Origin of the sequence: Flavobacterium sp. UBA7682 (assembly GCF_002482945.1) — a bacterium.
GTDB lineage: Bacteria > Bacteroidota > Bacteroidia > Flavobacteriales > Flavobacteriaceae > Flavobacterium.
The window spans coordinates 140,204-164,501 of record NZ_DLGY01000045.1 but is presented as its reverse complement, the minus strand read 5'-3'; the positions used below and the strand labels follow the sequence as shown (position 1 = coordinate 164,501).

Sequence of the window (24,298 nt, the reverse complement as noted above, 5' to 3'; positions counted from 1 at the left end):
AGTTGTTTATAAAAAGCCATTCTTAAAGGATGGCTTTTTTTATGAGTATAATTTAGTATTTTTAGGCCAAAATAAAACACATTCATCCATGAAGAAACTTTTGTATATAATGATTAGCATTACGAGTTTTACAACATCAGCCCAAGAAGTTTTGAGCCCGGAAACCCTTTGGAAACTAGGAAGAGTAACATCTTTGGGTGTTTCAAAAGACGGCAAATCTGTGGTTTACAAAGTAGCAACGCCTTCTGTAGCCGAAAACAAATCGAGTACTAAATTCTACACCATTCCGGTAACCGGTGGAACACCAACCGAAGTACAAGACACCCAAGAATTGCTTTCAGATAAAAACGTTTCTCCAGATGGTTTATACATTCTTTCGAGTAAAGAGGTAAAAACTGAAAATGTATTAGGTAAAGACATTTATTCCGATTTAAACAAAGCTGATGCTCAAGTATACAACGGTTTAGATTACCGCCATTGGGATACTTGGAACAACGGAACACACAATCATGTTTTTTATGCTTTGAATAAAGGAACAAAAGCCAAGCCAATCGATATCATGCCTAACGAACCTTTTGACAGTCCGCAAAAACCTTTTGGTGGCGATGAAGATTACATTTGGTCGCCCGACAGCAAAAGCATCATCTATGTTTGTAAAAAGAAATCAGGAACTGACTATGCTGTTTCCACCAATACCGATTTATACGAGTATAATATTGAAACCAAAACCACTAAAAATCTAACCGAAAGCAATCTCGGTTACGATACCAATCCAATTTTTTCTCCAACCGGAAATCTGACTTGGCTGCAAATGAAACGCGACGGTTATGAAGCCGATAAAAACGATTTGATTGTGCGTTTCAAAGGAATGGACATGAATCTTACCGCCAATTGGGATGGAAGTGTTGATAATTTCCTTTGGAGTGCCGATGGTAAAAAAGTGTATTTCACAGCTGCTGTTGATGGTGCCAAACATTTATTCGAAGTCAATTTTCCCGGTTTAACCCGAATTGCGGTTACCGTTAGACAAATCACTTCCGGAGATTTTGACGTGAATGATTTAGTTGGTTTCTCAGGCGATAACATTATCGTGACCAGAACTGATATGAATCACGCAAGCGAAATTTATTCGTATAACTTCAAGAAAAAAACTTGGGTTCAATTGACCAAAACCAATGACGAATCCTACGCTAAATTGGCTTTGCCAAAATGCGAAAGACGATACGTAACTACAACCGACGGAAAAAAAATGTTGGTTTGGGTAATTCTTCCACCTAATTTTGATAAAACCAAAAAATACCCAACACTTTTATATTGTCAAGGCGGACCACAATCACCGTTAACACAAACCTATTCTTTCCGTTGGAACTTCTCCTTAATGGCTTCTCAAGGTTATGTAGTCGTAGCGCCAAACCGTCGCGGAATGTATGGTCACGGACAAGCTTGGAACGAACAAATCTCTAAAGATTGGGGCGGACAAGTAATGGATGACTATTTGTCGGCGATTGATGATGTGGCCAAAGAAACTTACATCGATAAAACGCGTTTAGGTGCTGTTGGAGCGAGTTATGGTGGTTATTCGGTATTCTATCTTGCCGGAATTCACAACAACCGTTTTAAAACGTTTATTTCGCATTGTGGTGTTTTCAATTTAGAAAGTATGTATGGCACTACCGAAGAAGTGTTCTTCAATAATTGGGATCATGGCGGCGCTTATTGGGAAAAAGAGAATGCTGATGCACAAAAAGCTTACACCAAATTCAACCCAATCAAAATGGTGGACAAATGGAACACACCTATTTTAATTATCCAAGGCGGAAAAGATTACCGTGTGCCAATAGGACAAGGACAAGAAGCTTTCCAAGCAGCACAACTTCGTGGAATTAAAAGCAGATTTATGCTTTTCCCGGAAGAAAATCACTGGGTTTTAAAACCACAAAATGCTTTAGTTTGGCAACGTGAGTTTTACAAATGGTTGAACGAAACTTTGTAAAGTAATATGAATATGATGCGTGATTATCCGATAAGTACGTTACTTGTCTTTGGCGTTTTATTACGCATCATTGTTCTGTTTTTTTACCAAAATATTTCTATTTTTCCGGACTCTCAAGGCTATTTAGATTTATCCGAATTACTTCTGAATTTTAATTTTTCAGGTTACGATGGCACTCGAAGTCCGGGTTATCCGTTGTTGCTGTCTTTTGCCGGCGGAACACTTTGGATAGCAGTATTCTTTCAGCTTTTGATTGGTATTGCCAGCATGGTAGTTTTGTATAAAATTTTATTGATTTTAAAATTTAACGTTAAAAGCGCCTTGTTCTTGACGATTTTAATGAATAGTTTTTTACAGGTGGTTTTTTATGAAATAGCCATTTTGACTGAATCGCTCACTTTGTTTGTCTTTCTGCTGATTTTTATGGTTTTGCTACATGATTATTTCGAAAAAAAAGCTGTTGGAACCGATTTAAAAATGGGTTTTCTTTTAGCATTTTTAGTACTTATAAAACCGTTCTATATTTTTGTTCCATTCATAATTTATGGGTTTTACATTCTGAAAAAGAAACCTTTCCTTTTGTTTTTCAGCCAAAAAATTATCCTGCTATTGTTTCCAATGACTGTTTTTTTAGGTTGGTCAGCTGTTAACAGAATCAATACGGGTTATTTTGTTCCCACTACATTTTATGGGTTCAACATAGCGCAAAACTGTGTGTCTTTTGCCGAGAAATCACCTGAAAAATACAAAGACATTGCCGCTATTTACGTCAAGAATAGAGAAAAAATGAAAGCAAATGAGGAAGACATTGCTATGGCAATTTGGAGTTCTTATCCCGAGCTTAAAGCACAGACACAATTATCCTTTCCGGATTTGTCAGCGTTATTGAATGAATTCAGCTGGGCAACAATTAAGCAAAATCCATCCGATTATTGGAAGCAAGTTTTTGTCTCTTGGTCAGATTTTTGGCGAACAGCCATTTATTGGAATTTGGATGAATTTGCAAATAAACAGTCAGGGTCAGTTTTTGAAACAATATGGCATTTTCAACATTATTTCCTGAAACTATTTAAATTGCTTTTTCTCGCTAATGTTGTTTTGTTATTTATTGATTTTATCAGAAATAGAAAATGGACTAGCGAAATAATCATCACTACAATCATAATTGCTGCCTCTATTTTGCAAGCTTTCACAACTTATGGCTCCAATTCAAGGTTTAGTTATCCTTTTGAATTTTTAATGATTATTGTTGTCTTGCTGCAGCTAAAGAAAATGGGTTTTAATAGATATTTATAAAAAAACCCCACTAATTAGTGAGGTTTTCTATTTATTCCGGATCGTTCATTTTAAAACTCTCCATAAACTTCGTAGTATAATTTCCTGCCACATAATCCGGCTCATCCATCAACTGTCTGTGGAATGGAATCGTGGTTTTTACACCTTCAATGTAAAACTCGTCCAAAGCGCGTTTCATCTTGTTGATGGCTTCTTCTCTGGTTTGCGCCGTTGTAATCAACTTAGCAATCATAGAGTCATAATTTGGCGGAATCGTATAACCTGCGTAAACGTGAGTGTCTAAACGTACTCCGTGTCCACCCGGCGCATGTAAAACCGTAATCTTACCCGGCGAAGGACGGAAGTCATTATAAGGATCTTCAGCGTTGATACGACATTCTATAGAGTGCAATTGTGGTAAATAATTTTTACCCGAAATCGGCACACCGGCCGCTACTAATATTTGCTCACGAATCAAGTCATAATCGATAACTTGTTCTGTGATTGGATGCTCTACTTGGATACGAGTATTCATTTCCATAAAGTAGAAATTTCGGTGTTTGTCTACCAAAAATTCTACCGTTCCTGCACCTTCATATTTGATGAATTCTGCTGCTTTTACAGCGGCTTCACCCATATTGGTTCGCAATTCGTCAGTCATGAATGGAGACGGAGTTTCCTCAGTCAACTTTTGGTGACGACGTTGAACCGAACAATCTCTTTCTGATAAGTGACAAGCTTTTCCATAAGAATCGCCTACCACTTGAATTTCGATATGACGTGGTTCTTCGATTAATTTCTCCAAATACATCCCGTCATTACCAAACGCTGCCGCTGATTCTTGTCGAGCACTTTCCCATGCTTTCAACAAATCTTCTTCTTTCCAAACGGCACGCATTCCTTTTCCACCACCACCGGCAGTAGCTTTCAACATCACCGGAAAGCCCATGCCTTTAGATAATTCTAAGGCTTGTTCGTAAGATTCTAAAAGACCTTCAGAACCTGGAACACAAGGAACTCCAGCTGCTTTCATGGTCGCTTTAGCCGAAGCTTTGTCTCCCATACGGTCAATCATTTCAGGAGAAGCACCAATAAATTTGATACCGTGTTCCTGACAAATTTTAGAGAATTTCGCGTTTTCAGATAAGAAACCATAACCCGGATGAATCGCATCGGCATTAGTGATTTCTGCAGCCGCAATGATATTCGACATTTTCAAGTAAGATAAATTACTTGGCGGTGGTCCAATACAAACGGCTTCGTCTGCAAACTTTACGTGTAAACTTTCCGCGTCGGCTGTTGAGTAAACTGCCACGGTCTTGATGCCCATTTCTTTACAGGTTCTGATGACGCGAAGCGCAATTTCACCTCTATTGGCAATTAATATTTTTTTAAACATCTTTTTATATTAGATTGTTAGACAATTGGATTGTTGGATTTTTAGATTGCTTCGCCAGTTTCGCTGACGCCCATGGATTATTAGAGATTTGTTTAAAAGTCTAATAATCTAGTAATCTAATAATCTAATAATCTAAATTATGATGGGTCTACTAAGAATAAAGGTTGGTCAAATTCTACCGGAGACATATCGTCTACTAAAATCTTCACGATTTTTCCGGTGATTTCTGCTTCGATTTCGTTGAATAACTTCATCGCTTCTACTACACAAAGTACGTCACCTTTTTGGATGGTACTACCAACTTCCACAAAAACCGGTTTGTCCGGAGATGGTTTGCGGTAGAATGTTCCAATCATTGGAGATTTTATAGTAACATATTTCGAATTCTCATCAGCAGCAGGAGCAGCAGTCACCGGAGCAGCGGCTAAAGGAGCAGCAGCAACCGGAGCAGCAATAGCTTGTTGCATTGGCGCTTGTTGTACGTAAGTAATATCAGGTGAGTTTCCTTCTAAGGTAGTTCGGATTGTAATTTTAATGTCACCTGTCTCTAACTTCACTTCAGCTACGCCGGAATTGGATACAAATTTGATTAGGTTTTGAATTTCTTTTAAATCCATAATTAGTTAGTTTTAGAATTAGTTTTATTGTTGTTTGTTGTATGCCCATTTTAGATAGATAGAACCCCAAGTGAATCCACCACCAAATGCTGCAAAAATTAAATTATCGCCTTTTTTAAATTGATTTTCAAAATCACTCAACAACAAAGGTAATGTTGCTGAAGTAGTATTGCCATATTTTTGAATATTTACCAATACTTTTTCTTCCTCTAAGCCCATTCTGTTAGCAGTAGCATCGATGATTCTTTTGTTCGCTTGGTGTGCAATTAACCAATTTACATCTTCTTTGGTTAAGTTATTGCGCTCCATGATTTTCTCACTAACATCGGCCATGCCTGAAACAGCATATTTGAAAACCGTTTTTCCGTCTTGAAAAACAAAGTGTTGTCCATTAGCAACCGTTTCGGCTGATGGAGGAAGAATGGAACCGCCGGCATCAATTTTTAGGTATTCTCTACCGATTCCGTCGCTTCTTAAAAACTCGTCTTGAAGACCAAGCCCTTCGTAATTGGGTTCAAATAAAACGGCTCCTGCACCATCTCCGAAGATAATACAAGTTGCTCTATCGGTATAGTCAATGATAGAAGACATTTTATCGGCACCAATTAAAAGTACTTTTTTGTATCTACCTGATTCTATGTAAGCTGCAGCATTCGACATTCCGAATAAGAAACTTGAACAAGCGGCTTGTAAATCATAAGCAAAAGCATTAACAGCACCAATTTGACTGGCCACATAAACACCTGTCGCAGCCACGGGCATATCCGGTGTTGCGGTTGCCATAATGACCAAGTCTATTTCTGCGGGATTGATATTGGCTTTAGAAATTAAATCTTGAGCGGCTTTTATGGCTAAATAAGAAGTGCCTTTTCCTTTTTCTTTTAAAAGTCTTCTTTCCTTGATTCCGGTACGAGTGGTAATCCATTCGTCATTGGTATCAACCATGGTTTCCAGTACTTGATTTGAGAGTACAAATTCCGGAACATAAGCTCCAACTGCGGTTATTGCGGCTGTAATTGTAGTCATAAAAATGGTATTTTTCCAGTCGATTTTTTGAAATCGAAAAGTTGTGGAAATTACAAAAAAAAATTATACCTAAGGTGATTAGGATTGGATATTTGCTAAAATTAATTAAAACAAAAAACTCCCATAAAGTGGGAGTTTGTTTTGTAAAAAAAACTTAATTAAGCAACAGCTACTGATTTATCAATAACTACTTGTCCTCTGTAATACATTTTTCCTTCATGCCAATAAGCTCTGTGGTATAAATGCGCTTCACCGGTTACCGGGCAAGTAGCGATTTGAGCAACAGTTGCTTTATAATGAGTTCTTCTTTTGTCTCTTCTTGTTTTGGAGATTTTTCTCTTAGGATGTGCCATTTTACTATATTATTTATCCGTTAATAGTTGTTTTAATTTGTCCCAACGTGGGTCAATATCATCTTCTTTTGTTACTTCTTTTGCTTCTTTTACTTGTAATTCGTTTAGTTTTTTTAATGCTTCTGTCTGTAATGTTCCGTCTTTTACACCAGGATGAACCCTTTTGAGAGGCACAGACAATACAATCATTTCATAAATGTATTGTGATAAATCGATTTGATGTTCGCCATGAGGCAATACCAATAATTCATCATTATCATTGTTGAATTCGTCACCAAACTGTACTACCAATTTAATTTTTCCTTTAATAGGTAAATCAAATGGCTCTCCGGTTAAGTCACAAGGAACGTTAACGATTCCGTTGTGTTTAAAGTTGATTTCCAGCATGGTTGACTTTTTTTCAAGGACAACATTCACCGTTACATCACAACTTTCGAATTCATCAAAACTAAATCCGTCAAAGAACTTTTTGTTTATTTTAAACTCAAACTGATGCTTTCCTAATTTTAACCCTGCAAAAGGAATTAAATATTCATTTGTACTTTTCATCTAAACAACAATTTGACCCGACATTTCGGGAGTGCAAAGATATAAAATTATTGTAATTCCAATAACCTTATGAACATTTTTTTGTTTATAACTGTTTTTCTTTTGTTTTCAAGGGGTTCTTGCTGATTTCCAGGTGTTGAAATCTAGAATTATAAATGTCAATCGCTGTATAAACCGCTTCCTTGAACGAATTATAGTCGGCAACTCCTTTTCCGGCAATTTCATATGCCGTTCCATGATCAGGAGAAGTTCTTATTTTATTTAAACCTGCCGTGTAATTAACACCATTTCCAAAAGACAAAGTTTTAAACGGAATTAACCCTTGGTCGTGATAAGTGGCCAAAACGGCATCATATTTTTCATATTGATTACTGCCAAAAAAACCATCGGCAGCAAAAGGCCCAAAAACCAAAGTGCCTTTTTCAAACAATTTTTTTAATGTAGGTTTCAAAATTTCATCGTCTTCTTTTCCAATCACACCGTTATCCCCGGCATGTGGATTCAAAGCTAAAACCGCAATTTTTGGTTTGTTTATATTGAAATCTTGAATCAAAGATTTTCTGATGGTTTCAATTTTTTGAATGATTAATTTTTCAGTCAAATGTTTGGCTACCTCGTTTACCGGAATGTGATCTGTTAATAAACCAATTCTTAAATTATCTTGAACCATTAGCATTAAAGCATTCCCTTCTAATTCTTTGTCTAAATAATCGGTATGACCCGGAAATTTAAATTCTTCTGATTGGATATTGTATTTATTAATTGGTGCAGTGACTAAAACGTCAATTTGGTTTTCTTTTAAGGCTTTGGTAGCAGCGACGAATGATTTTATAGCATATTTTCCGATGTTTTCGTCATTTTGCCCAAAATTCAAATCAACACCGTCACGCCAAATGTTCAAGACATTGATTTTCCCAACGACTAGTTGCTCTATTTTATCAATACCATGTAATGGAGCCGTAAGTTCCAGTGTTTTTTTGATAAATGAAAGCACTTTTACATTGGCAAAAATAACCGGTGTGCAAAGCTCCAGCATTCTGGAGTCTTCAAAAGTCTTAAGGATTACTTCGCTTCCAATACCGTTTAAATCTCCAATGGATATTCCAACGATTATATTTTCTGCTTTTTTCATAAGAAGGACTAGTTATTTATTGCTAATTTTGAAGTGCAAATTTAGTAAAATAAAACCATAATGTTTACAGGAATAATTGAAACCCTTGGAATAGTCAAAGAAATACGAAAAGATAATGACAATATTCACGTAACGGTTTCCTCTTCGATAACCCATGAATTAAAAATCGACCAAAGTGTCGCGCACAATGGAGTTTGTCTTACGGTAGTGGCCATTAATAATGATGAATATACGGTAACGGCTATTAGAGAAACTATAGAAAAAACGAATCTCGGCGATTGGAAAACAGGAGATTTGCTCAATTTAGAACGCGCCATGAAATTGGGAGACCGACTTGATGGTCATATAGTTCAAGGCCATGTAGACCAAATCGGAATTTGTAAACTGATAGAAGAGGCAAACGGCAGTTGGTATTTTACTTTTGAATACGACAGTAAATTAAACAACATTACGATCGAAAAAGGTTCAATAACGGTTAACGGAGTTAGTTTGACTGTTGTTAATTCCAAAGGAAATGAATTTAGTGTGGCGATTATCCCTTATACTTTTGAGCATACTAACTTTAAAACTTTTAAAATAGGCTCAAAAATAAATTTAGAATTTGATGTTGTGGGAAAATACGTTGCGAGATTGCATTCTTTAAGACAGTAACTTTTAACTTTTATGCATTTAAAAAGAAAAAAGCATCCGAATTAATGGGATGCTTTTTTTATGTTTAGTTTGTGAATTTTGTATAGTCCGAGACCTAATGAAATAATCATCAATAGTAATATGCCTCCGTCCAAAGGCAAGCCTGGCGGCGGCGGCGGCGTTGAAGGCTGCGGTGGTTCAATAGGTGCCGCGTAGGTAGCTAAGCTACACAACGACACAACCAGAATGACAATTATTCTATTCGGGACAATTTTCATAGTGCGTAAAAGTATAAAAAAAATCTAATCACCAAAATAAATTAATTATTTAATCCGTTATGTTAATAGAAATTTAATGTTTAAAAGTACTTATTCTACGGCAGATTGTCGTTTTTTTTCTAAAAATTATGACAAAAGCACATTCTAAATAAACGAATTTTTTTTCTTTTAGGTTTTTAATCAGACAAAAAAAAGACCTCAATAGAGATCTTTTTTTGTTGTGGTCCCACTTGGGCTCGAACCAAGGACCACCTGATTATGAGTCACAACTTGGACATTTTCATTTTCTTTCAAAGAATTTCATCGATTAGACAAACAATTCAATGAGCGGCAAATGTATAAAAATAACTTTCAATTATTTTCATACTTTTTCATCTTTCTTCTAAATTTGTGTGCAAACCGTGTGTTCACACAAAAAAACCAGTATTCAATATGTTTAGTTACTCAAAAGATGGAATTACAATCGCTTCAATGATTGATAATAGAAAAATTAATAAAAGTGGAGCCTATCCAATAAAAATAAGAGTTACATACAAAAGAGTTCGAAAATATTATTCTACTGGTAAAGATTTAAAAATCGAAGAATGGGATATTCTTCCAAATACAAAGAATAAGCAATTAAAAGAAATCCGGGAAAGTGTTGAAAATAGCTTTTCGCTAGTGAGGTCGAACGTTCTTGGGTTAGCTGAAAAAGGCGGTTTTTCATTTGATGCGTTAAACCTTAGATTAAGTAAAGGACATATCGACACGTTGAATGTTGCTTTTAAGTCGAGAATTGAACACTTAAAAAATGATGATCGAATAGGCTCGAAAGATATGTCTCAAAATGCCTTAAATTGTATTGAGAAATTTGGCGGTGAAAAAATTCCATTTGAAATCATTTCCATTGACTGGCTCAAAAGGTTTGAAAAACAAATGTTAGAAGATAAAACTTATTCTACCATCGGGATGTATATGCGAGAGATTAGAACCATTATGAACGTCGCAAAAAAAGCAGGAATTATTAAAGACACTCAATATCCTTTTGGTAAAGGAAAATATGAAATCAAAACATCTGAAGGAAAGAAAAAGGCTTTAACAATTTTACAAATTAGTGAAATATATAAATTTAGCGATGGGAATGAATTAACCCAAAAATATAAATCTTTATGGCTCTTTATTTATCTCTGTAACGGAATAAATATTGCAGACTTGATTAAGCTCAAATTCAAAGACATTAAGGATGATGAAATTTGTTTCATCCGTCAAAAGACAGAGAACACTGTTAAAACAAGAAAAGAAATCAGAGCTTATTTAACTACAGAAATGAAAGAAATTATTTTGCTCTATGGAAATAAACCAAAACCAGATAGTTTTATTTTTCCATTTTTAAATGGGAAAGAAAGCGCAGAAGAGAGAAAGAAAATCACAAAGAGCCTTACTAAAAGAATTAATGCTAGAATGAAGGCAATCGGAAACCATCTAGGAATTGGAGATATAACCACATATACAGCTCGTCACAGCTATGCTACTGTATTGAAACGTAGCGGAGCTAATATATCTTTTATAAGTGAAAGTTTAGGTCACAATGATTTGAAGACTACAGAAAGTTATTTAGCTAGTTTTGAAAAGGATGAGAGAATAAAAAATGCTGAGTTTTTGACTAATTTTTAGATATTGTTATTTATACATAGTTGGCAATTCTAAATAACTTTCGAGTTCAAAAAATCTCCAACAAATTTATTTTTCCCAAACAACACTTACTATGGTTTTAAGCTGTTTGTATGGAATACAATATTCAAAAAAATCACTATCATCTTCCTCATCTTTTAACTCGAACCAAGTTGATTTATATATTGGTTGAGCTTTATCTTTCCCTGAATACAGAAATTCATATTTAGCATCAATATATTCTTGCGCAACAGAGTCTTCTGGAGGCCCTAATTTGGTAATGTCTTTAATCCTTAACCAATAACCATCTGATTTACTCCAATACTTAACCGTTCCATTATTAATAAAAATAACGAATAGCGGATAGATGTTTAATGATAACAATCTGTAAATAATGGAAGTCAAACTCGTCTTAAATCTTTCTGATAATTCTTTTACTAAATCTGGCGAGAATTTTTTGCGGTAAGTGGCTTTTCGTATTGCATCTTCTGGCATTAAAAGTTCCGATGCAAAATCATTAGCTTCCCATTCCTGAATTCCTTTTTTTGCCTGTTGTTCAGTACTATTGAACCAATTAAGGGTATTGGACGTTTCATCGTGCACTTCTAAATCCAGTTTGTCATGCAGTAAATAATGTCCAATTTCATGAGCAATGGTAAACCGTTTTCTCTCTTCGAATTGAATATTGGAATTTATCTTTATTAAGGTTTTGGAGTTACCTCTGATAATTTTACCGTCTGAGCTTGGTAATTGTTCTTCTATTAATGTTGCTCCAAGTGCGGCAACAAAAATATCCATAGGAATATCTGTAATTTCATCAAAGCCAATTTCTTCTAATAGAACTTTTGCCCTATTTGAACCTCTTCTATTTTTGACCATCTTCTAACTGCTCCAATAATTCCAATAAGTTTTGATCTTTTATTATTTCTTTTATTTCCTCTATACCTAAATTATCAAGGTTGCGATATTGAACTTGAAATTGATTATTGGCAATCAATCCTTTTAAATAACTAATAGGCTTATCAATATTTTTTTCAATTGCATTTTGCAATAAAAGTGAAGCTTTTTCTAATAGAACTAAATCTTTTTGCTTATTAATTATTCCTTTTAATAAAAAAGAATGTTTGCGGAAATTCTTTTCAGCATAATTTTCTATATCTGTAATATTATGACCATCCGCTTTAAGAATTTCATCATATGTACTAGAATCTCCTTCAATGATTTGAGAGATAATCGCTTCGTCTATTTTTTTTATGAATTTATTTTTCATAATTCAAAACTTTCAGTTTTTCCTGGATAAGAGGTAGTTTACGATCTAATCGTTTTTTGATATTTGTTAATTCTTCATTACTTATTCCGAGTAATTGTGACAAATCATTCCGTTTCATTTCGTTAATGATATATGGCTCAAAGAGCAGTAATTCGTTATCTGTTGCTCCCATTGATTCCAACTCTATATGACATGCCGACAATAATGACTGATACTTTTCGTCATCTTCAGACATATCAGAATCATTTTCTAAAATTTCAAATGTGTCACTTGCTTTTTCAAGCTCCGCATTCAATGTATTATAAATTACACTATCCAATCCACTTATAATCTGCTTACGAAAGTCAGGAAATTTTTCAGGATACCATTGACGGCCGCCATCTCTTAAAAATGACTCTATAGTATCATTAATTATATCTTCAATCATGACACCTCTAAATCCTCTTTCCTTGTTATACTTTATATTAAAAACAGTTTTAAGTCGAATTATAGCATGCTTGAAAAGAGCAGTGTAGAACTCCGAAGTATAGACCTCCTGTAGTGCTCTGCATTTCTCATCAAAAGTTGCAACTTTTCTATTAACTGAACTCATTTATATTGTAATGCTTAAATTTTAGAAAAAATTTCCATAGCGATGGCAATTTATTGAATTTTTACAGCATTACAATGTATATAAGAGGTTTAACTTAAAAATAAAATTATGAGCAGGTCAGCAAATTATGTGATATCTGGTGTATGGAAAGATAAAAGTGGCGATATTACGCATGTAATGTTACACTCGGTAAATGATGGAGATTCATGGGAAATAGGTGAAAAAACATCAGAGGCCAGTACAATAGCGTTATTGAAAAAAGGAAATGTTATTCGGACAATAGTATGGGGTTACCCTGGTTGGACTATAAAGTCCAAAGTAACCTATGTTCAAGGTTTCGGAAAAGAATATTTGAGGAGCGAAGCAAATGCCACTCCAAAAGACAATTTAGACAATTTAATATCAATGAAAGCAATTAAATAATTATGGACAAGAATTTACACTTAGACTCGGTAATTAAAACACATCAAATTACCAAAGAAGAACAGCTTTTGAATAAGCACAAAGACAAGAACAAAGAAGTTAAGGAAGCTTTAGAGAAGAAATATGAAAGTAATATTTACTCTCCCTTTAATTCCGGTTCTTACGCAAAAAACACGGCGGTGAACATTAAGTTTGATTTTGATATGGTGTGCCCTTTCAAAAGAAATGCATTTGGCTCCAATGGGACATTAAAGCAGATGTATGAAGACGTTTTTGATTTTCTAAATGAGAAATACAAAGATGAGGCAACAGTCAGAAAGCAAAAAGTTTCAATAGGCATAGAATTTTATGCCGATGCCGATGGTGATGTCGTAAAAATCGATGTTGTGCCAGGACGTGAACTAAACCAGGATCAATATAAGGACGATGAGAATCTTAATCTTTATGTTTACTACAAGTATGGAAATTTTGACGCAGGTAGTGAGAGAATCAAAACTAATGTACAGGCTCAAATTAAGAATATCAAAGATAGAGCAACTACCGAAAAAGATTCTATCAGAAAAATTATTCGTCTATTAAAAGTATGGAAAAACACTAAGTATAATTACCCTACAAAATCATTTTTTTTAGAACTGATTACAATTAAGGCTTTTGACAATAAGGATGTATCGGGTAACTTATGGAGTAAATTGGAAATTGTTTTGCAATACATCCGTGACGAAGTTACGGGTGAGAGTTTCACTTTGAAAGATCCAGGAAACAACTCTAATGATTTGATTGAGACTTTGACCACATCAGAGAGACAGACCCTTTCTGATGACATGAAGTATATGCTTGAAAGAATTGAGGATAATGACGAAAACATCAAAACCTATTTCCCGGAAAATGCAAAATTTGTTGAGGAGGAAGAAAGTGATAACAAATATGAAAATAAAGGAAATGGATTTTATTCTAATCCACCAAAAAATGAAAGGTTCGGTTAAATGATGGATAAACGACTAACCCTAATCCAACAAATTTTTTCTGAACTAGATGGAGTTTCTATTGAAATTCCATTTAGTTCAGATTTGGAATTTAATATAGTTGGAAAGATTAAAGTCCAAATCGAGTCAATGGAAGAATATTTGTCTTTTGACGTTAAGATTTATCCCGAATATCCCTTAAAAAGGCTGGATAATGAATCTATTACTTTTTCCAATACTGAATATTTGTTGTATGGCCATGTCATGGGCGATGGTTCTATCTGCAGGCATACTTCCCACCAGATTGATTTAAAGAAAAAAGTTGAAATTGACGTTAATTCATTAAAAAGATGGATTTGGAAGTATTACTTGAATAAGGATAATGACAATCATTATGAACATTTGATTCTGCAACCGAAAGAATTTAAGGAAAAACATTTTTCCTTTTTATTCACAGAAGTAGATTACGTCTTTAACAAAAATCAATTTGGGTTCTTTGAATACTCGCAAATAAATAATGGATTGTATTATGAAAAAGTTATTTTCAATCACGTTATTCAGGAATTTAGGGATCCTTCAAGTAAAAAAGTAGCAGAATGTAAATGGAGTAGTGCGGTAAAACAATTACCTAATAAAAATATTGGCATATATGTTTTTTTAGACAATCCCCCAGCGAGGATGGGGAAGTTTATAATCAATAATTGGGCAGATCTAGAAAGCCTGGTTAGTAAGGATGTGTTTACTTTCCTTTACGATGTTCAGAAAAGCAATTTAAAATTGAAAGGGAACCCTATACCCTTTTTGATAGGTTATAGGATATCCGATACAGAAATACACTGGGAGGTTGCTATTTTAGAAATTGGAAAATTCCCAATTGAGTCTTACAAAGAAGACAAAGTATGGAAAGGCGGATTTATCGATGAAATTATTACATGGGGCATCACGAAGAATTGTTCATATGATTATTTTTTTGGGCGGGGTAAATTATCTGAAAAGATTACAAAAAGTAAGATACTTATTATTGGTATCGGTGCCATAGGCAGTATGGTTGCAACTACATTCGCAAGATGTGGCTGCACAAGTATCGATGTGGTTGACCATGACATTAAAGAACCTGAAAATGTTTGTCGGTCCGAATATTCATTTCTGACAGGAATATGCAATAAACCGGACGATTTATCCAACGAATTGTTCTCAATTTCACCTTTTATTGAGGTTGGGATAATTGATGTGAAGATGTTTCATGTTGATACAAAAGTATCGCAAGGACTAACTAATACTACTCATGACCTGCAGAGAAGACTGCTTCATTATGATATTATAATAGATTGCTCCACAGATAATGATTTGCTGTATATTTTGAGTAAGTTAGAATTGAATAGGTATATAACATTATCAATAACCAATAATGCCAAAGAACTTGTTTGTTCTGTCGAACCAAGCAGTTATAACTGGGTAATGAATCAATACGAAAATGTGTTAGAGAATGACTTGGAGGATAATCACAACCCCACCGGATGTTGGAGTCCAACTTTCAAAGCCTCATACAACGACATAAACACTTTGGTTCAATTTGCTATAAAACACATTAACCGAAAAATGAGTGACAATAGTAAAAGTTTAAGAAACTTTGTTTTAAAAACGAATGACGAAGATATATTTTCAATAAAATTAGATGAATTTTGATGTATAGAATTAATGAGTTAGGATTAACGTTAGAAATTGAAGGTACTTTGTTATCAAGTATCATTGACATTGGGATACAACATTATCCTAATGAATTTGGAGGTTTTCTAATTGGCAACTATTCAAAGGAACAGACTCACTTGAGTATAACGGATACAATCCTGCCAAATAAATTTAAGGGAACTCCATATTTGTTTGAGAGAGATACTGTAGGTATAAATGACAAATTAAAACAATTTTATGAGGAAGAACCCAAGAAATATTACCTTGGAGAATGGCACACTCATCCAAATAATTTACCAATACCTAGCAGCACAGATATTAACGCCATAAATTCGATTGCAAATCATCCCGGAGTATCAATTAAGAATCCTGTAATGCTGATTATAGGTTACAATAATGCCAAAGTTGAACTTGGCTTTTATGTTCAATTTAAAAATAAATTATACAGATATGAAAAAAATTAAATTATTTGCTTTTATAGCCCTTTTCACAGTTTTAACCATGAGTGCAAAAGAAATTGATTCAATCAAAATTGTGAAACTTGAAGGCAGGGTTACTCAGTTAGAAAATTATAAAATAAATATTGAGAATGTATACAAAGCGGAATATCAAAAATCACAAAATGATTTGGCTAAGGACATCGATGAGAAGTATAAAGATGTCAGAAATCTTTTTGCAATGATCCTTATTTTAGGCATTCCTTCTTCCTTATATGGAATTTATTTAATGTTTTGGGGTATTAAGAAAAAAGTCAATCAATCAATTGCGGAAAAAATAGAAACAATTGTTGAACAGAAAAGAGAAGATATTATTAAATTAATACAGTCACAAAAATTTGAAAGACGTTTAAAAGACACCAAGAAAATTATCGTGATTAGTGAAAACGAAGAATCTCAGGAAGAAATAAAAAGTACAATTGAAACCTTTAAGTTTAAAAATGTAGTTTACAGAATTAATAAATCATATGACAACTTACCTGAATATGATTTAATTATTATTAATAATTGCGATGGTGAGTTTAAGCAGGAAGATGTGACTGATATAATAAACTCTGCTGCTGATGACGATGTGTGTTTTGTAGCTTATACCACTAAACAATTAGATAGAAATCCCAAATTAAACTTTGCTAATTCTAAATTTACGTTATATCACAATATTTTGACTACATTGAGTTTTTCTGAAGCAATAAAAATTAATGAATAGTATGAATAAAGCTAAAACATATGCTCAAACCGGTGCAGTAGCCTTTGGAATAGGAAATGCTCTTATCAATGCTCTTAATCAACTTAATAATAATCAAAATAAGAAATTCGATTGGGGGCAACTTGCTTTTGCTGCCGGAAAAGGTGCTTTATTTGGTGGAGCTGGCGGTTTTGTTTTAGGGTCTATCCGTGATAATCAGATGACACAAGTCTTTTCTAAATTTGATAGTGTCCCGAATTATCTTCATAAATCATTGGACTACTATAAAGATGACAATGCTTTACTAATAAGCAAGGCAGAACAAGTTAAAGTCAAACTAAATCAAAGATTTAAAAATGATTTGGCAATGGCGCCTAAATTTCACGGTTCTATTGCTAAAGGAACTAGCATATCCGGCTCAGATATAGATATTCAATTACAGTTTAAAAAAGATTCTGGGACTCTTTCGGATGTATATTACTCTGTTTCTAATTTTGTGTTAGACGAATTTAAGGATGAAAACCTAGAAAGTGTAAGAGAACAAAAACACTCAATTGGTATGGAATTCAAAATAAAAAACGAGATAAAACGGATTGATATAGTGCCTGTAAGGCAAATAGAAAATGGAAATAATGATACTTGTCTTTTTGTCAACAAAACTGGCTTTTTTGAAAAACCAACCTATAAAAAAACAAATTCACGAAAACAGCTATCGTCACTTATTTTTAATTATCGTGAGAAGCGAATAATTAAACTTTTAAAAGTGTGGAAAACAGAAAATAGTTTAAGAATAAAATCTATCCATTTAGAATGGTTAGCCAAGAAAGCTTTTGAGCAAAAATCAATATCAAATAATATTGAAAAAGCATTATTGGATGTGATTTACTTTATTGCTACAAATATTGAATATATGCGTATTGTTGACTCTGCCAATTCAAACAATATAATTTCAAACTCTTTAACAAGTGAGGAGAAGAGTAGCATTAGTCAGTTTTGTTTCAGAATGATAGAAGACATTAAAATAGACAAAAGAAATGTTATTGATTACTTTCCATCTTTGGAGTCAGCATCATAAAAAGAATTCTTGATAATAGCACAGGAGTACCAAAATAGCTTTTCAATACTACTTAAAAAGTTGATTTTTACTTCCCACAATGTAACTATGCAAAGTTGAGTGCTTTTTATTGAAAAGGCACAATTGGCTTAACAAATCCAATCAGTTGCACATTATTGTTAATGCTTCTTACACGTTCGTCATAGTATTCAATAACTCTATATATGGCATTGTATTTCTCAATACTTGTAAGCAATGAAGCTCCATATCCAAATAAAACAGCATACGAATCCGCATAGAGCTCATTATTTAAAGCGTTAGAATTCCTAACCTGCTGATGGGTATCTTTATCATAAGGAAGTTTATTCTTCATACAATATATAATATCCGGCTCCGCTAAAAAATCAGGGCTGTTAAGTAAATGTCCTAGTTCGTGCATAATAATAGCTTTATATTCGTTAGGCTCTATTTCGGCATCAGTACATTTAACCCAATTGATTATGATAAAGCGATGGGGATTTCCACGGTAATAGTGGTTGCTGATTCCAAATCCGAAACTTACATCAGCAATACCCACATAATTAGGCATTCTGTGATGGGCTTCATCCCATGTTGTAATGTGAATTGTATTATGGAATTCGATGTATCGCTGACATTGTAAAATCAATAGTTCGTGTACGTCATCAATAATTTCAGATAATTCAGGATTATCAGCTTCGTTGAAAATCTTAACCATAATTTTTATTTAATGTAGTTAGTAAAAATAGAAATTAATATTTGAAGTATATAAGTGAATTAAGTGAAGTTAATTATATAAAATGTCTTAATAATGACATTGCATTATTAAAATAAAATATAAAAATGTTTTTATAAAATCATCTCACTTACTTCACTTTTATCACCATTTTACCTATATAGAATGTTCTTTCTGGATATTAATAAAAATTAAAATTATTATACCATGAAAGGATTTGTAGAATTTATTATTGTAAGCATTAACGAAGTTGAAATTGAGCTATTAATAGGGCTTAAAGAAGAAAATAATATAGAATTTAATTCAGCAATTGAGGAGCTTATTGCTACTATTGAAACTTAAATAAGTCGGTTATAGATATGTCTAAAGCCTTAGAGATTTTCAACAAAGAAATTATAGTTGGGTTTCTTTTGCCCGATTCGATTGTGTTGTAATTACTTTTATCAAAACCGCAGCGATAGGCAATTTCAGTTTGTGAGATTTTCTTCTGTAAGCGAATCTCTTTTATTCTTTTACCCAATGCAATTAGGTACTCATTGTCGCTATGTTGATTCTCTTCATTCACATTGCTATATTCCAAATTAAACAATGAAAAAAGTTATTATATATTACAACATTTTATTTTTTTGTATAACTTTGAAAGTGATATAAATCTTATAAAATACATATATGAAAAAACTATTCTTGGCGTCAATTGCATTAATATCGTCGTTAGCATGTGTAGGGCAAAATGAACAGCCGACCGAAAAAACAGAAAAAACATTAAATTCTAATTGGAGTAATATTCCTAAGTGGAATTATATAGAAAATGGAAAGCAATTTGTCTTTGTTAGAAAAGGGATAGCAAAATTGGAAACATGCAATGATGGATTAAATAACTTTTTGAATAGTTACAACGCTACAAATAATAAAAAGCTAATGAAGATCAATAGTAATGAGCGGGCGAACTTACTTGAATCTGCGAAGAAATATTACCTTGGTGCCACAATTCTAAAATCACCAAATGATACTATTGGAGATTATATAAAGCTAATCGACATACCAGAAACACATAAATTTACAGTTATTGCTACGACCGGCATTGAACCACATTATACAATACTTAAATCCATTCGTAAAGACAAACCAAATCCATTTGACAGTTCAAAAATGATTATAGATTATGTGTATGATAGTGAAGTTTCATATTACTCCGGCAATGATGAAAGCTATAAAACTAAAAAACAAACTAAACTGTTAATACAGAATTTAAATACCAAATTGTATTATGTTTTAAACCTGGAAGCATTTGAATTTAGTTATGGTCAATGCGATAATTTGAGTTACAAAGTATTAGCACAGATTTATAAAACTATCCCTAAAACATTATCCAAAAATGAACAAGACTTAGTCAATAGATATAAATCACTAATTAAAAGTGCCAATACAAATGTTGCGGTCTTATTATCAATACAAAAGAAAAACTTAACAAGAGGCTACTTTAATCCTGATAAAGTAAACGCAGCGGATAGAAAGATTTACAATAAGAATCTGGAGGAATTAAAAGCAAAAGCACAAAAATTGGCAGAAATAGATAGAAATGAAGATAAAGATGATATAGCCCAGGATAAATTAACCACAGCAGAATTAGCATCTTTAAGTAGTATCAATGATTGGAATTTAAAGCAAACCAAAATATAACTAAACACAAAAATTTTCTAAAAAGCCCTTCAAATTACTGAAGGGCTTTTTCATTTCTTGAAACTCTATATTTTAAAATTTCTTTATGGTCATTTTTTAAGAATGCTAGAAAATTAAAAAATTTCAATACACTTTCATTAGTGATTTGAGACTCCTTTTGTTAAGGAATCTTTGAGAATACTTTCAATTTATGATTGAACCACATTATTGGAGAAAGCAAAAACTCACAATAAGTGAGCAATTAAAAACATAAAAAAATGAAAACAACTTATGAAAACCTTTTTGACAAGGTTGACTATCTGTTGATGTCAGTAGAAAAGATTCACAAGATCATAACAAAGTCAGATTCCGCTAAAGCACTTCCCAAAAACTTATCCTTTAATGGAGCCATTGATTTTTTAAAAGATAATGGAATGATTATCTCAGCATCTAAGTTATACAAACTTACTGCCAAAAAAGAAATTCCATTTTATCGGTTCAATAACAAACTTGTATTTAATACAGTTGAATTAGAAAAATGGATCCAAACACAAATTGCAAAGAAGAATGACAATCAAATAGTTTCTATTAACCCTAAACATAAAAAAGTATGGAGTCAATAGATTTAAATAAAGTGTTTGAAGAATTAACGGAAATAAATAAAAACGTCAAAAATAATAATCTTAATGAAGTTTACAGGCCGAGAATTATCAAGTCTGTTTTTGGAGTTGAACCTTTAAACAAAATACTGGAAGCCATACCTAAAATTTTTAATTACACAGAAGAAGAAAAGTATGCCTTGAAAAAAATAATAAAGGGCGGAGAAAATGTCTTGATTGTAGAAAAGCTTTTAGAAGTTAGTGACCGTTTGGATTTGAGTATTGGCTGTGAGAATAACTTCATTTTCATATATAATAAAAGATATTGGGAAAAAATAAATGAAAAGTTGTTTAAACACTTTTTGGCCCAAGTAGCAATAAAGTGTGGCATTGAAGAACTCTACGCCAAAAATGTACTTAATAATGAATCACTATTTTTTCAATTTATTTTTGCAGCATCACTACATAAAAATGAAAGTGCCGGAAGTACAATCAAAATTAATCTAGAAGATGGGACTTTTCATGTACGGGGAAATAATCTAGGTGAAGTAAGTGAACTAAAACCGCATAATAAAGAAGATTATTTTAAATATCAATTACCATTTTCATACAATCCCGAAGCTACTGCTCCTATTTTCATGAAATATCTACATAGAGTACTTCCTGACATTGATAGTCAAAAAATTCTGTTTGAATATCTGGGTTATATTTTTACTAAAAATATGAAATTGGAAAAAATACTTATTCTATATGGCCCAGGATCAAATGGTAAGTCAGTTTTTTTTGAAATTGTCACTGCATTGTTAGGGACTGAAAATGTTACAACTTTTTCAATGGAAAATTTATGTAATGATAATGGATATTACAGAATTAAAATAGATTCAAAACTCCTAAATTATGCTTCAGAATCTGATGGTAAATTTAATCTGCAAATTTTCAAAAAATTAGTTTCAGGCGAACCTGTTGAAGCTAGATCACCTTACAAAGAGCCTGTTACTATAACGGATTATTGTAAGTTCATTTTCAATGCTAATACTCTCCCAAGTGCCGAGCATACTGATGCATTTTTTAGAAGACCATTGATATTAACTTTTAACCAAAAAATATCCGAAGAAGAGAAAGACATTAATTTATCTAAAAAAATTATTGAAAATGAGCTAAGTGGAGTTTTCAATTTAATATTAGAAGGATTAGATAGATTAATTATTCAAAAAGGATTTTCTAAATCAAAAGTTGTTGAAGAAAATCATAATAACTACCGTAAAAAAAGCAATAGTGTTTCATTATTTCTTGAAGATGAAAATTGGATAAAATCAACTACAACTAAAATTAGACTTAAAGATTTATATAGTAGTTATAGGCTTTACTGCTCTGAAACAGGTCAACGTGCATTTACTCAAAATAACTTTAGCGAACGGCTGAAGGAAATGGAGGTAGAATTTAAATATAAAGGCACAAATAATTACACTTATGTCTGGATTGAAAAAAAAGATAATATGCTTGAAATAGTGCCGTTTCCAGGAATGGTAGATGATATATTAAAAAATTAAAAATTATGAAAAATATTTATATAAGTAAGTTTAAAAACTACATGTCACCAATTCCAGAGGCTACTATAAGCCTTTGGGATTGGCTTAATGATGATAGTTTAAAAAAAGATGTCGAATTCATTAGAACAGTTAAAAACAAAGATGAACGAAGTCAATTAAAGTCTAAGTTGCCAGGTGTTACAATTAGTGGAACATTCACTCAAAGGAAAGCATCTTGCCTAATAAAACATAGTGAATTCATTTGTATTGACATCGATTCTAAAGAAAACCCAAGCATAACAAATTTTGAAGAATTAAAGAATCAATTAAAAGACATATTGAATGTGGCATATTGTGGCATATCTGTTAGTGGTCAAGGGGTTTTTTGTATAATCCCAATTAAATACCCAGAAAAACATAAGGAACATTTTGAAGCTTTAAAAATGTGTTTTGATAAATTGGGTATTGTTATAGACAAATCGTGTGCTGACGTCTCTAGGCTTAGGGGTTATTCGCATGATCCAAATGCTTATTTTAATGAAAACCCTGAAATGTTCTTTCAATATTTTGATTATAGAAAAATTATTGAAAATAGATTATCCGAAGATTCAAATTCACAAATAGAAATTAACGTTTCTGAGAATTTTACAAAAAGAAAAGTAATTGAAATTATTAATAAAATTCAGAAGACTTCAATCGACATCACAGAAAAATATGACCAATGGTTTCAGATAGGATGTGCCTTAGCGAATGAATTTGGTGAAGAAGGCAGAGGAATGTTTGATTCCGTGTCGCAAAACCACCCCAAATATCATCCTGATATAGTTGACAAACAATTTTCAGATTGCTTAAATGCTCGTTATGATTATTCCATCGGCACTTTCTTTCATTGGGCCGAACAATATGGTTTAATTTAAGAAAAAGAAAAAGCCTCAAAAATTACATTTTTGAGGCCTTTTTTTATGCTTTTAATGATGTTGTGTGTGAACTGTGTGCAACAAGCAAAAAAATAGCACTTACGTTTTTGTTTGTAAGTGCTTCATTTCCATTTAGTGGTCCCACTTGGGCTCGAACCAAGGACCACCTGATTATGAGTCAGGTGCTCTAACCAACTGAGCTATAGGACCGGTTAATATTTCACTTATTCCATATTTATTTTGGTGTTCAGTGAATAAAGTCTGGGCTTTATTTGAGGTTGCAATATTACTACTATTTTTGTTTCGTTGCAACTATTTTTATTGGATTTCTTGACAAAGCTCAATCAAAACACCGTTGGTGCCTTTCGGATGTAAGAATGCAACCAGCTTGTTATCAGCGCCTTTTTTAGGTGTTTCGTTTAATACAATGAAGCCTTCATTTTTTAAACGTTCCATTTCTGAAATAATATCTTCCACATCAAAGGCAATGTGGTGAATGCCTTCGCCTTTCTTTTCCAGGAATTTAGCGATTGGGCTTTCGGGATTGATGGCTTCTAATAGTTCTATTTTATTTGGGCCGTTCATAAAAAAGGAAGTTTTTACGCCTTCGCTGGCGACTTCTTCTTCTTTATAAGGCGGATTTCCGAAGAGTTTTTCAAAAAGGAGGTTTGACGTTTCTAAACTTTTTACCGCTATACCTATATGTTCTATTTTTCTCATGGTTTGTACTTTAACCGCAAAGTTCGCAAAGTTTTTGCAAAGTCCG

At 33.0% G+C, this 24,298-nt stretch carries 27 protein-coding genes and 1 tRNA gene; 15 read left to right on the top strand and 13 right to left on the bottom strand.

What is annotated here, in order from left to right:
- The first annotated feature begins 88 nt into the window (after positions 1 to 88).
- Positions 89 to 1,993 (top strand): S9 family peptidase, encoded by a 1,905-nt coding sequence (locus B3C16_RS13710; protein WP_291132655.1) that lies wholly within the window; start codon positions 89 to 91, stop codon positions 1,991 to 1,993.
- A gap of 6 nt (positions 1,994 to 1,999) precedes the next feature.
- A complete protein-coding gene (locus tag B3C16_RS13705; protein WP_291132653.1) occupies positions 2,000 to 3,289 on the top strand; it encodes a hypothetical protein in 1,290 nt (429 codons plus the stop codon).
- Between the two features lie 31 nt (positions 3,290 to 3,320).
- Here B3C16_RS13705 and accC read toward each other — a convergent pair whose 3' ends face one another.
- The 6 genes from accC to pdxA all read right to left on the bottom strand — a co-directional run bounded on the left by accC (position 3,321) and on the right by pdxA (position 8,344).
- Positions 3,321 to 4,667, bottom strand: a complete 1,347-nt coding sequence (gene accC, locus B3C16_RS13700; RefSeq protein ID WP_121312112.1) for an acetyl-CoA carboxylase biotin carboxylase subunit — start codon at positions 4,665 to 4,667, stop codon at positions 3,321 to 3,323.
- 137 nt (positions 4,668 to 4,804) lie between these two features.
- Positions 4,805 to 5,284, bottom strand: a complete 480-nt coding sequence (accB, locus tag B3C16_RS13695) for an acetyl-CoA carboxylase biotin carboxyl carrier protein (protein WP_291132650.1) — start codon at positions 5,282 to 5,284, stop codon at positions 4,805 to 4,807.
- Between the two features lie 24 nt (positions 5,285 to 5,308).
- Positions 5,309 to 6,310, bottom strand: coding sequence for a beta-ketoacyl-ACP synthase III (locus tag B3C16_RS13690; RefSeq protein ID WP_121312110.1), 1,002 nt, complete (start codon positions 6,308 to 6,310; stop codon positions 5,309 to 5,311).
- Between the two features lie 158 nt (positions 6,311 to 6,468).
- Positions 6,469 to 6,663, bottom strand: coding sequence for a 50S ribosomal protein L32 (gene rpmF, locus B3C16_RS13685; RefSeq protein ID WP_121312109.1), 195 nt, complete (start codon positions 6,661 to 6,663; stop codon positions 6,469 to 6,471).
- 9 nt (positions 6,664 to 6,672) lie between these two features.
- Positions 6,673 to 7,212 carry a YceD family protein gene (locus tag B3C16_RS13680; protein WP_291132647.1) on the bottom strand — a complete coding sequence of 180 codons (540 nt, stop codon included), beginning with the start codon at positions 7,210 to 7,212 and terminating at the stop codon, positions 6,673 to 6,675.
- A gap of 85 nt (positions 7,213 to 7,297) precedes the next feature.
- Positions 7,298 to 8,344 carry a 4-hydroxythreonine-4-phosphate dehydrogenase PdxA gene (gene pdxA, locus B3C16_RS13675; protein WP_121312107.1) on the bottom strand — a complete coding sequence of 349 codons (1,047 nt, stop codon included), beginning with the start codon at positions 8,342 to 8,344 and terminating at the stop codon, positions 7,298 to 7,300.
- 60 nt (positions 8,345 to 8,404) lie between these two features.
- Between pdxA and B3C16_RS13670 the strand changes: the two genes are divergently transcribed.
- Complete coding sequence (locus B3C16_RS13670) at positions 8,405 to 8,995, top strand: riboflavin synthase (protein ID WP_121312106.1); 591 nt, start codon at positions 8,405 to 8,407, stop codon at positions 8,993 to 8,995.
- 689 nt (positions 8,996 to 9,684) lie between these two features.
- Positions 9,685 to 10,905 carry a site-specific integrase gene (locus B3C16_RS13665; protein WP_291132644.1) on the top strand — a complete coding sequence of 407 codons (1,221 nt, stop codon included), beginning with the start codon at positions 9,685 to 9,687 and terminating at the stop codon, positions 10,903 to 10,905.
- A gap of 66 nt (positions 10,906 to 10,971) precedes the next feature.
- Here B3C16_RS13665 and B3C16_RS13660 read toward each other — a convergent pair whose 3' ends face one another.
- From B3C16_RS13660 to B3C16_RS13650, 3 genes are read right to left on the bottom strand one after another with little or no spacing between them, the layout of a single operon-like run.
- Positions 10,972 to 11,781 (bottom strand): ImmA/IrrE family metallo-endopeptidase, encoded by an 810-nt coding sequence (locus B3C16_RS13660; RefSeq protein WP_291132642.1) that lies wholly within the window; start codon positions 11,779 to 11,781, stop codon positions 10,972 to 10,974.
- Entirely contained in the window at positions 11,768 to 12,172 is a 405-nt protein-coding gene (locus tag B3C16_RS13655; protein ID WP_291132640.1) for a hypothetical protein, read from the bottom strand. The genes B3C16_RS13660 and B3C16_RS13655 overlap by 14 nt, the downstream gene beginning before the upstream one ends.
- A complete protein-coding gene (locus B3C16_RS13650; protein ID WP_291132638.1) occupies positions 12,162 to 12,764 on the bottom strand; it encodes a hypothetical protein in 603 nt (200 codons plus the stop codon). The genes B3C16_RS13655 and B3C16_RS13650 overlap by 11 nt, the downstream gene beginning before the upstream one ends.
- Positions 12,765 to 12,872: 108 nt before the next feature.
- Between B3C16_RS13650 and B3C16_RS13645 the strand changes: the two genes are divergently transcribed.
- The 6 genes from B3C16_RS13645 to B3C16_RS13620 are packed head-to-tail and all read left to right on the top strand — an operon-like array spanning position 12,873 to position 18,095.
- The gene (locus tag B3C16_RS13645; RefSeq protein WP_291132636.1) at positions 12,873 to 13,187 is read left to right on the top strand and encodes a DUF3892 domain-containing protein; all 315 of its coding nucleotides are present in this window, start codon (positions 12,873 to 12,875) and stop codon (positions 13,185 to 13,187) included.
- 2 nt (positions 13,188 to 13,189) lie between these two features.
- Complete coding sequence (locus B3C16_RS13640; protein WP_291132634.1) at positions 13,190 to 14,170, top strand: nucleotidyltransferase; 981 nt, start codon at positions 13,190 to 13,192, stop codon at positions 14,168 to 14,170.
- Positions 14,171 to 15,835 carry a ThiF family adenylyltransferase gene (locus B3C16_RS13635; RefSeq protein ID WP_291132631.1) on the top strand — a complete coding sequence of 555 codons (1,665 nt, stop codon included), beginning with the start codon at positions 14,171 to 14,173 and terminating at the stop codon, positions 15,833 to 15,835.
- On the top strand, positions 15,835 to 16,302 hold the full coding sequence (locus tag B3C16_RS13630; protein ID WP_291132667.1) for a Mov34/MPN/PAD-1 family protein: 468 nt from the start codon (positions 15,835 to 15,837) through the stop codon (positions 16,300 to 16,302). Before B3C16_RS13635 ends, B3C16_RS13630 begins: the two co-directional genes overlap by 1 nt.
- Positions 16,289 to 17,041, top strand: a complete 753-nt coding sequence (locus tag B3C16_RS13625; protein ID WP_291132629.1) for an NARF domain-containing protein — start codon at positions 16,289 to 16,291, stop codon at positions 17,039 to 17,041. Before B3C16_RS13630 ends, B3C16_RS13625 begins: the two co-directional genes overlap by 14 nt.
- A gap of 1 nt (position 17,042) precedes the next feature.
- The gene (locus B3C16_RS13620; RefSeq protein WP_291132627.1) at positions 17,043 to 18,095 is read left to right on the top strand and encodes a hypothetical protein; all 1,053 of its coding nucleotides are present in this window, start codon (positions 17,043 to 17,045) and stop codon (positions 18,093 to 18,095) included.
- Positions 18,096 to 18,201: 106 nt separating this feature from the next.
- On the opposite strand, the gene B3C16_RS13615 is transcribed toward B3C16_RS13620, so the two are convergent.
- Positions 18,202 to 18,810 carry a hypothetical protein gene (locus tag B3C16_RS13615; RefSeq protein ID WP_291132625.1) on the bottom strand — a complete coding sequence of 203 codons (609 nt, stop codon included), beginning with the start codon at positions 18,808 to 18,810 and terminating at the stop codon, positions 18,202 to 18,204.
- Between the two features lie 225 nt (positions 18,811 to 19,035).
- Between B3C16_RS13615 and B3C16_RS13610 the strand changes: the two genes are divergently transcribed.
- Positions 19,036 to 19,170 carry a hypothetical protein gene (locus tag B3C16_RS13610; protein WP_291132623.1) on the top strand — a complete coding sequence of 45 codons (135 nt, stop codon included), beginning with the start codon at positions 19,036 to 19,038 and terminating at the stop codon, positions 19,168 to 19,170.
- Here the strand turns inward: B3C16_RS13610 and B3C16_RS13605 are convergent.
- A complete protein-coding gene (locus tag B3C16_RS13605) occupies positions 19,157 to 19,393 on the bottom strand; it encodes a helix-turn-helix domain-containing protein (protein WP_291132621.1) in 237 nt (78 codons plus the stop codon). The two genes, B3C16_RS13610 and B3C16_RS13605, sit on opposite strands and share 14 nt — an antisense overlap.
- 104 nt (positions 19,394 to 19,497) lie before the next feature.
- On the opposite strand from B3C16_RS13605, the gene B3C16_RS13600 reads away from it, so the two are divergent.
- The 4 genes from B3C16_RS13600 to B3C16_RS13585 all read left to right on the top strand — a co-directional run bounded on the left by B3C16_RS13600 (position 19,498) and on the right by B3C16_RS13585 (position 23,532).
- Positions 19,498 to 20,508 (top strand): hypothetical protein, encoded by a 1,011-nt coding sequence (locus B3C16_RS13600; RefSeq protein WP_291132619.1) that lies wholly within the window; start codon positions 19,498 to 19,500, stop codon positions 20,506 to 20,508.
- 257 nt (positions 20,509 to 20,765) lie between these two features.
- On the top strand, positions 20,766 to 21,110 hold the full coding sequence (locus tag B3C16_RS13595; RefSeq protein WP_291132617.1) for a hypothetical protein: 345 nt from the start codon (positions 20,766 to 20,768) through the stop codon (positions 21,108 to 21,110).
- Complete coding sequence (locus B3C16_RS13590; RefSeq protein WP_291132615.1) at positions 21,098 to 22,636, top strand: DNA primase family protein; 1,539 nt, start codon at positions 21,098 to 21,100, stop codon at positions 22,634 to 22,636. The genes B3C16_RS13595 and B3C16_RS13590 overlap by 13 nt, the downstream gene beginning before the upstream one ends.
- A gap of 5 nt (positions 22,637 to 22,641) precedes the next feature.
- Complete coding sequence (locus B3C16_RS13585) at positions 22,642 to 23,532, top strand: BT4734/BF3469 family protein (protein WP_291132613.1); 891 nt, start codon at positions 22,642 to 22,644, stop codon at positions 23,530 to 23,532.
- A 136-nt stretch (positions 23,533 to 23,668) separates the two neighbouring features.
- Here B3C16_RS13585 and B3C16_RS13580 read toward each other — a convergent pair.
- Positions 23,669 to 23,742, bottom strand: a tRNA-Ile gene (locus B3C16_RS13580).
- Between the two features lie 108 nt (positions 23,743 to 23,850).
- Positions 23,851 to 24,252 (bottom strand): methylmalonyl-CoA epimerase, encoded by a 402-nt coding sequence (gene mce / locus B3C16_RS13575; protein WP_291132611.1) that lies wholly within the window; start codon positions 24,250 to 24,252, stop codon positions 23,851 to 23,853.
- Positions 24,253 to 24,298 lie beyond the last annotated feature (46 nt).

What these genes read in the sequence shown, in the direction of transcription:
- B3C16_RS13710 (WP_291132655.1), top strand. Translation starts at nt 89, where the DNA reads ATGAAGAAACTTTTGTATATAATGATTAGCATTACGAGTTTTACAACA.
- B3C16_RS13705 (WP_291132653.1), top strand. Translation starts at nt 2,000, where the DNA reads ATGAATATGATGCGTGATTATCCGATAAGTACGTTACTTGTCTTTGGC.
- accC (WP_121312112.1), bottom strand. Translation starts at nt 4,667, where the DNA reads ATGTTTAAAAAAATATTAATTGCCAATAGAGGTGAAATTGCGCTTCGC.
- accB (WP_291132650.1), bottom strand. Translation starts at nt 5,284, where the DNA reads ATGGATTTAAAAGAAATTCAAAACCTAATCAAATTTGTATCCAATTCC.
- B3C16_RS13690 (WP_121312110.1), bottom strand. Translation starts at nt 6,310, where the DNA reads ATGACTACAATTACAGCCGCAATAACCGCAGTTGGAGCTTATGTTCCG.
- rpmF (WP_121312109.1), bottom strand. Translation starts at nt 6,663, where the DNA reads ATGGCACATCCTAAGAGAAAAATCTCCAAAACAAGAAGAGACAAAAGA.
- B3C16_RS13680 (WP_291132647.1), bottom strand. Translation starts at nt 7,212, where the DNA reads ATGAAAAGTACAAATGAATATTTAATTCCTTTTGCAGGGTTAAAATTA.
- pdxA (WP_121312107.1), bottom strand. Translation starts at nt 8,344, where the DNA reads ATGAAAAAAGCAGAAAATATAATCGTTGGAATATCCATTGGAGATTTA.
- B3C16_RS13670 (WP_121312106.1), top strand. Translation starts at nt 8,405, where the DNA reads ATGTTTACAGGAATAATTGAAACCCTTGGAATAGTCAAAGAAATACGA.
- B3C16_RS13665 (WP_291132644.1), top strand. Translation starts at nt 9,685, where the DNA reads ATGTTTAGTTACTCAAAAGATGGAATTACAATCGCTTCAATGATTGAT.
- B3C16_RS13660 (WP_291132642.1), bottom strand. Translation starts at nt 11,781, where the DNA reads ATGGTCAAAAATAGAAGAGGTTCAAATAGGGCAAAAGTTCTATTAGAA.
- B3C16_RS13655 (WP_291132640.1), bottom strand. Translation starts at nt 12,172, where the DNA reads ATGAAAAATAAATTCATAAAAAAAATAGACGAAGCGATTATCTCTCAA.
- B3C16_RS13650 (WP_291132638.1), bottom strand. Translation starts at nt 12,764, where the DNA reads ATGAGTTCAGTTAATAGAAAAGTTGCAACTTTTGATGAGAAATGCAGA.
- B3C16_RS13645 (WP_291132636.1), top strand. Translation starts at nt 12,873, where the DNA reads ATGAGCAGGTCAGCAAATTATGTGATATCTGGTGTATGGAAAGATAAA.
- B3C16_RS13640 (WP_291132634.1), top strand. Translation starts at nt 13,190, where the DNA reads ATGGACAAGAATTTACACTTAGACTCGGTAATTAAAACACATCAAATT.
- B3C16_RS13635 (WP_291132631.1), top strand. Translation starts at nt 14,171, where the DNA reads ATGATGGATAAACGACTAACCCTAATCCAACAAATTTTTTCTGAACTA.
- B3C16_RS13630 (WP_291132667.1), top strand. Translation starts at nt 15,835, where the DNA reads ATGTATAGAATTAATGAGTTAGGATTAACGTTAGAAATTGAAGGTACT.
- B3C16_RS13625 (WP_291132629.1), top strand. Translation starts at nt 16,289, where the DNA reads ATGAAAAAAATTAAATTATTTGCTTTTATAGCCCTTTTCACAGTTTTA.
- B3C16_RS13620 (WP_291132627.1), top strand. Translation starts at nt 17,043, where the DNA reads ATGAATAAAGCTAAAACATATGCTCAAACCGGTGCAGTAGCCTTTGGA.
- B3C16_RS13615 (WP_291132625.1), bottom strand. Translation starts at nt 18,810, where the DNA reads ATGGTTAAGATTTTCAACGAAGCTGATAATCCTGAATTATCTGAAATT.
- B3C16_RS13610 (WP_291132623.1), top strand. Translation starts at nt 19,036, where the DNA reads ATGAAAGGATTTGTAGAATTTATTATTGTAAGCATTAACGAAGTTGAA.
- B3C16_RS13600 (WP_291132619.1), top strand. Translation starts at nt 19,498, where the DNA reads ATGAAAAAACTATTCTTGGCGTCAATTGCATTAATATCGTCGTTAGCA.
- B3C16_RS13595 (WP_291132617.1), top strand. Translation starts at nt 20,766, where the DNA reads ATGAAAACAACTTATGAAAACCTTTTTGACAAGGTTGACTATCTGTTG.
- B3C16_RS13590 (WP_291132615.1), top strand. Translation starts at nt 21,098, where the DNA reads ATGGAGTCAATAGATTTAAATAAAGTGTTTGAAGAATTAACGGAAATA.
- B3C16_RS13585 (WP_291132613.1), top strand. Translation starts at nt 22,642, where the DNA reads ATGAAAAATATTTATATAAGTAAGTTTAAAAACTACATGTCACCAATT.
- mce (WP_291132611.1), bottom strand. Translation starts at nt 24,252, where the DNA reads ATGAGAAAAATAGAACATATAGGTATAGCGGTAAAAAGTTTAGAAACG.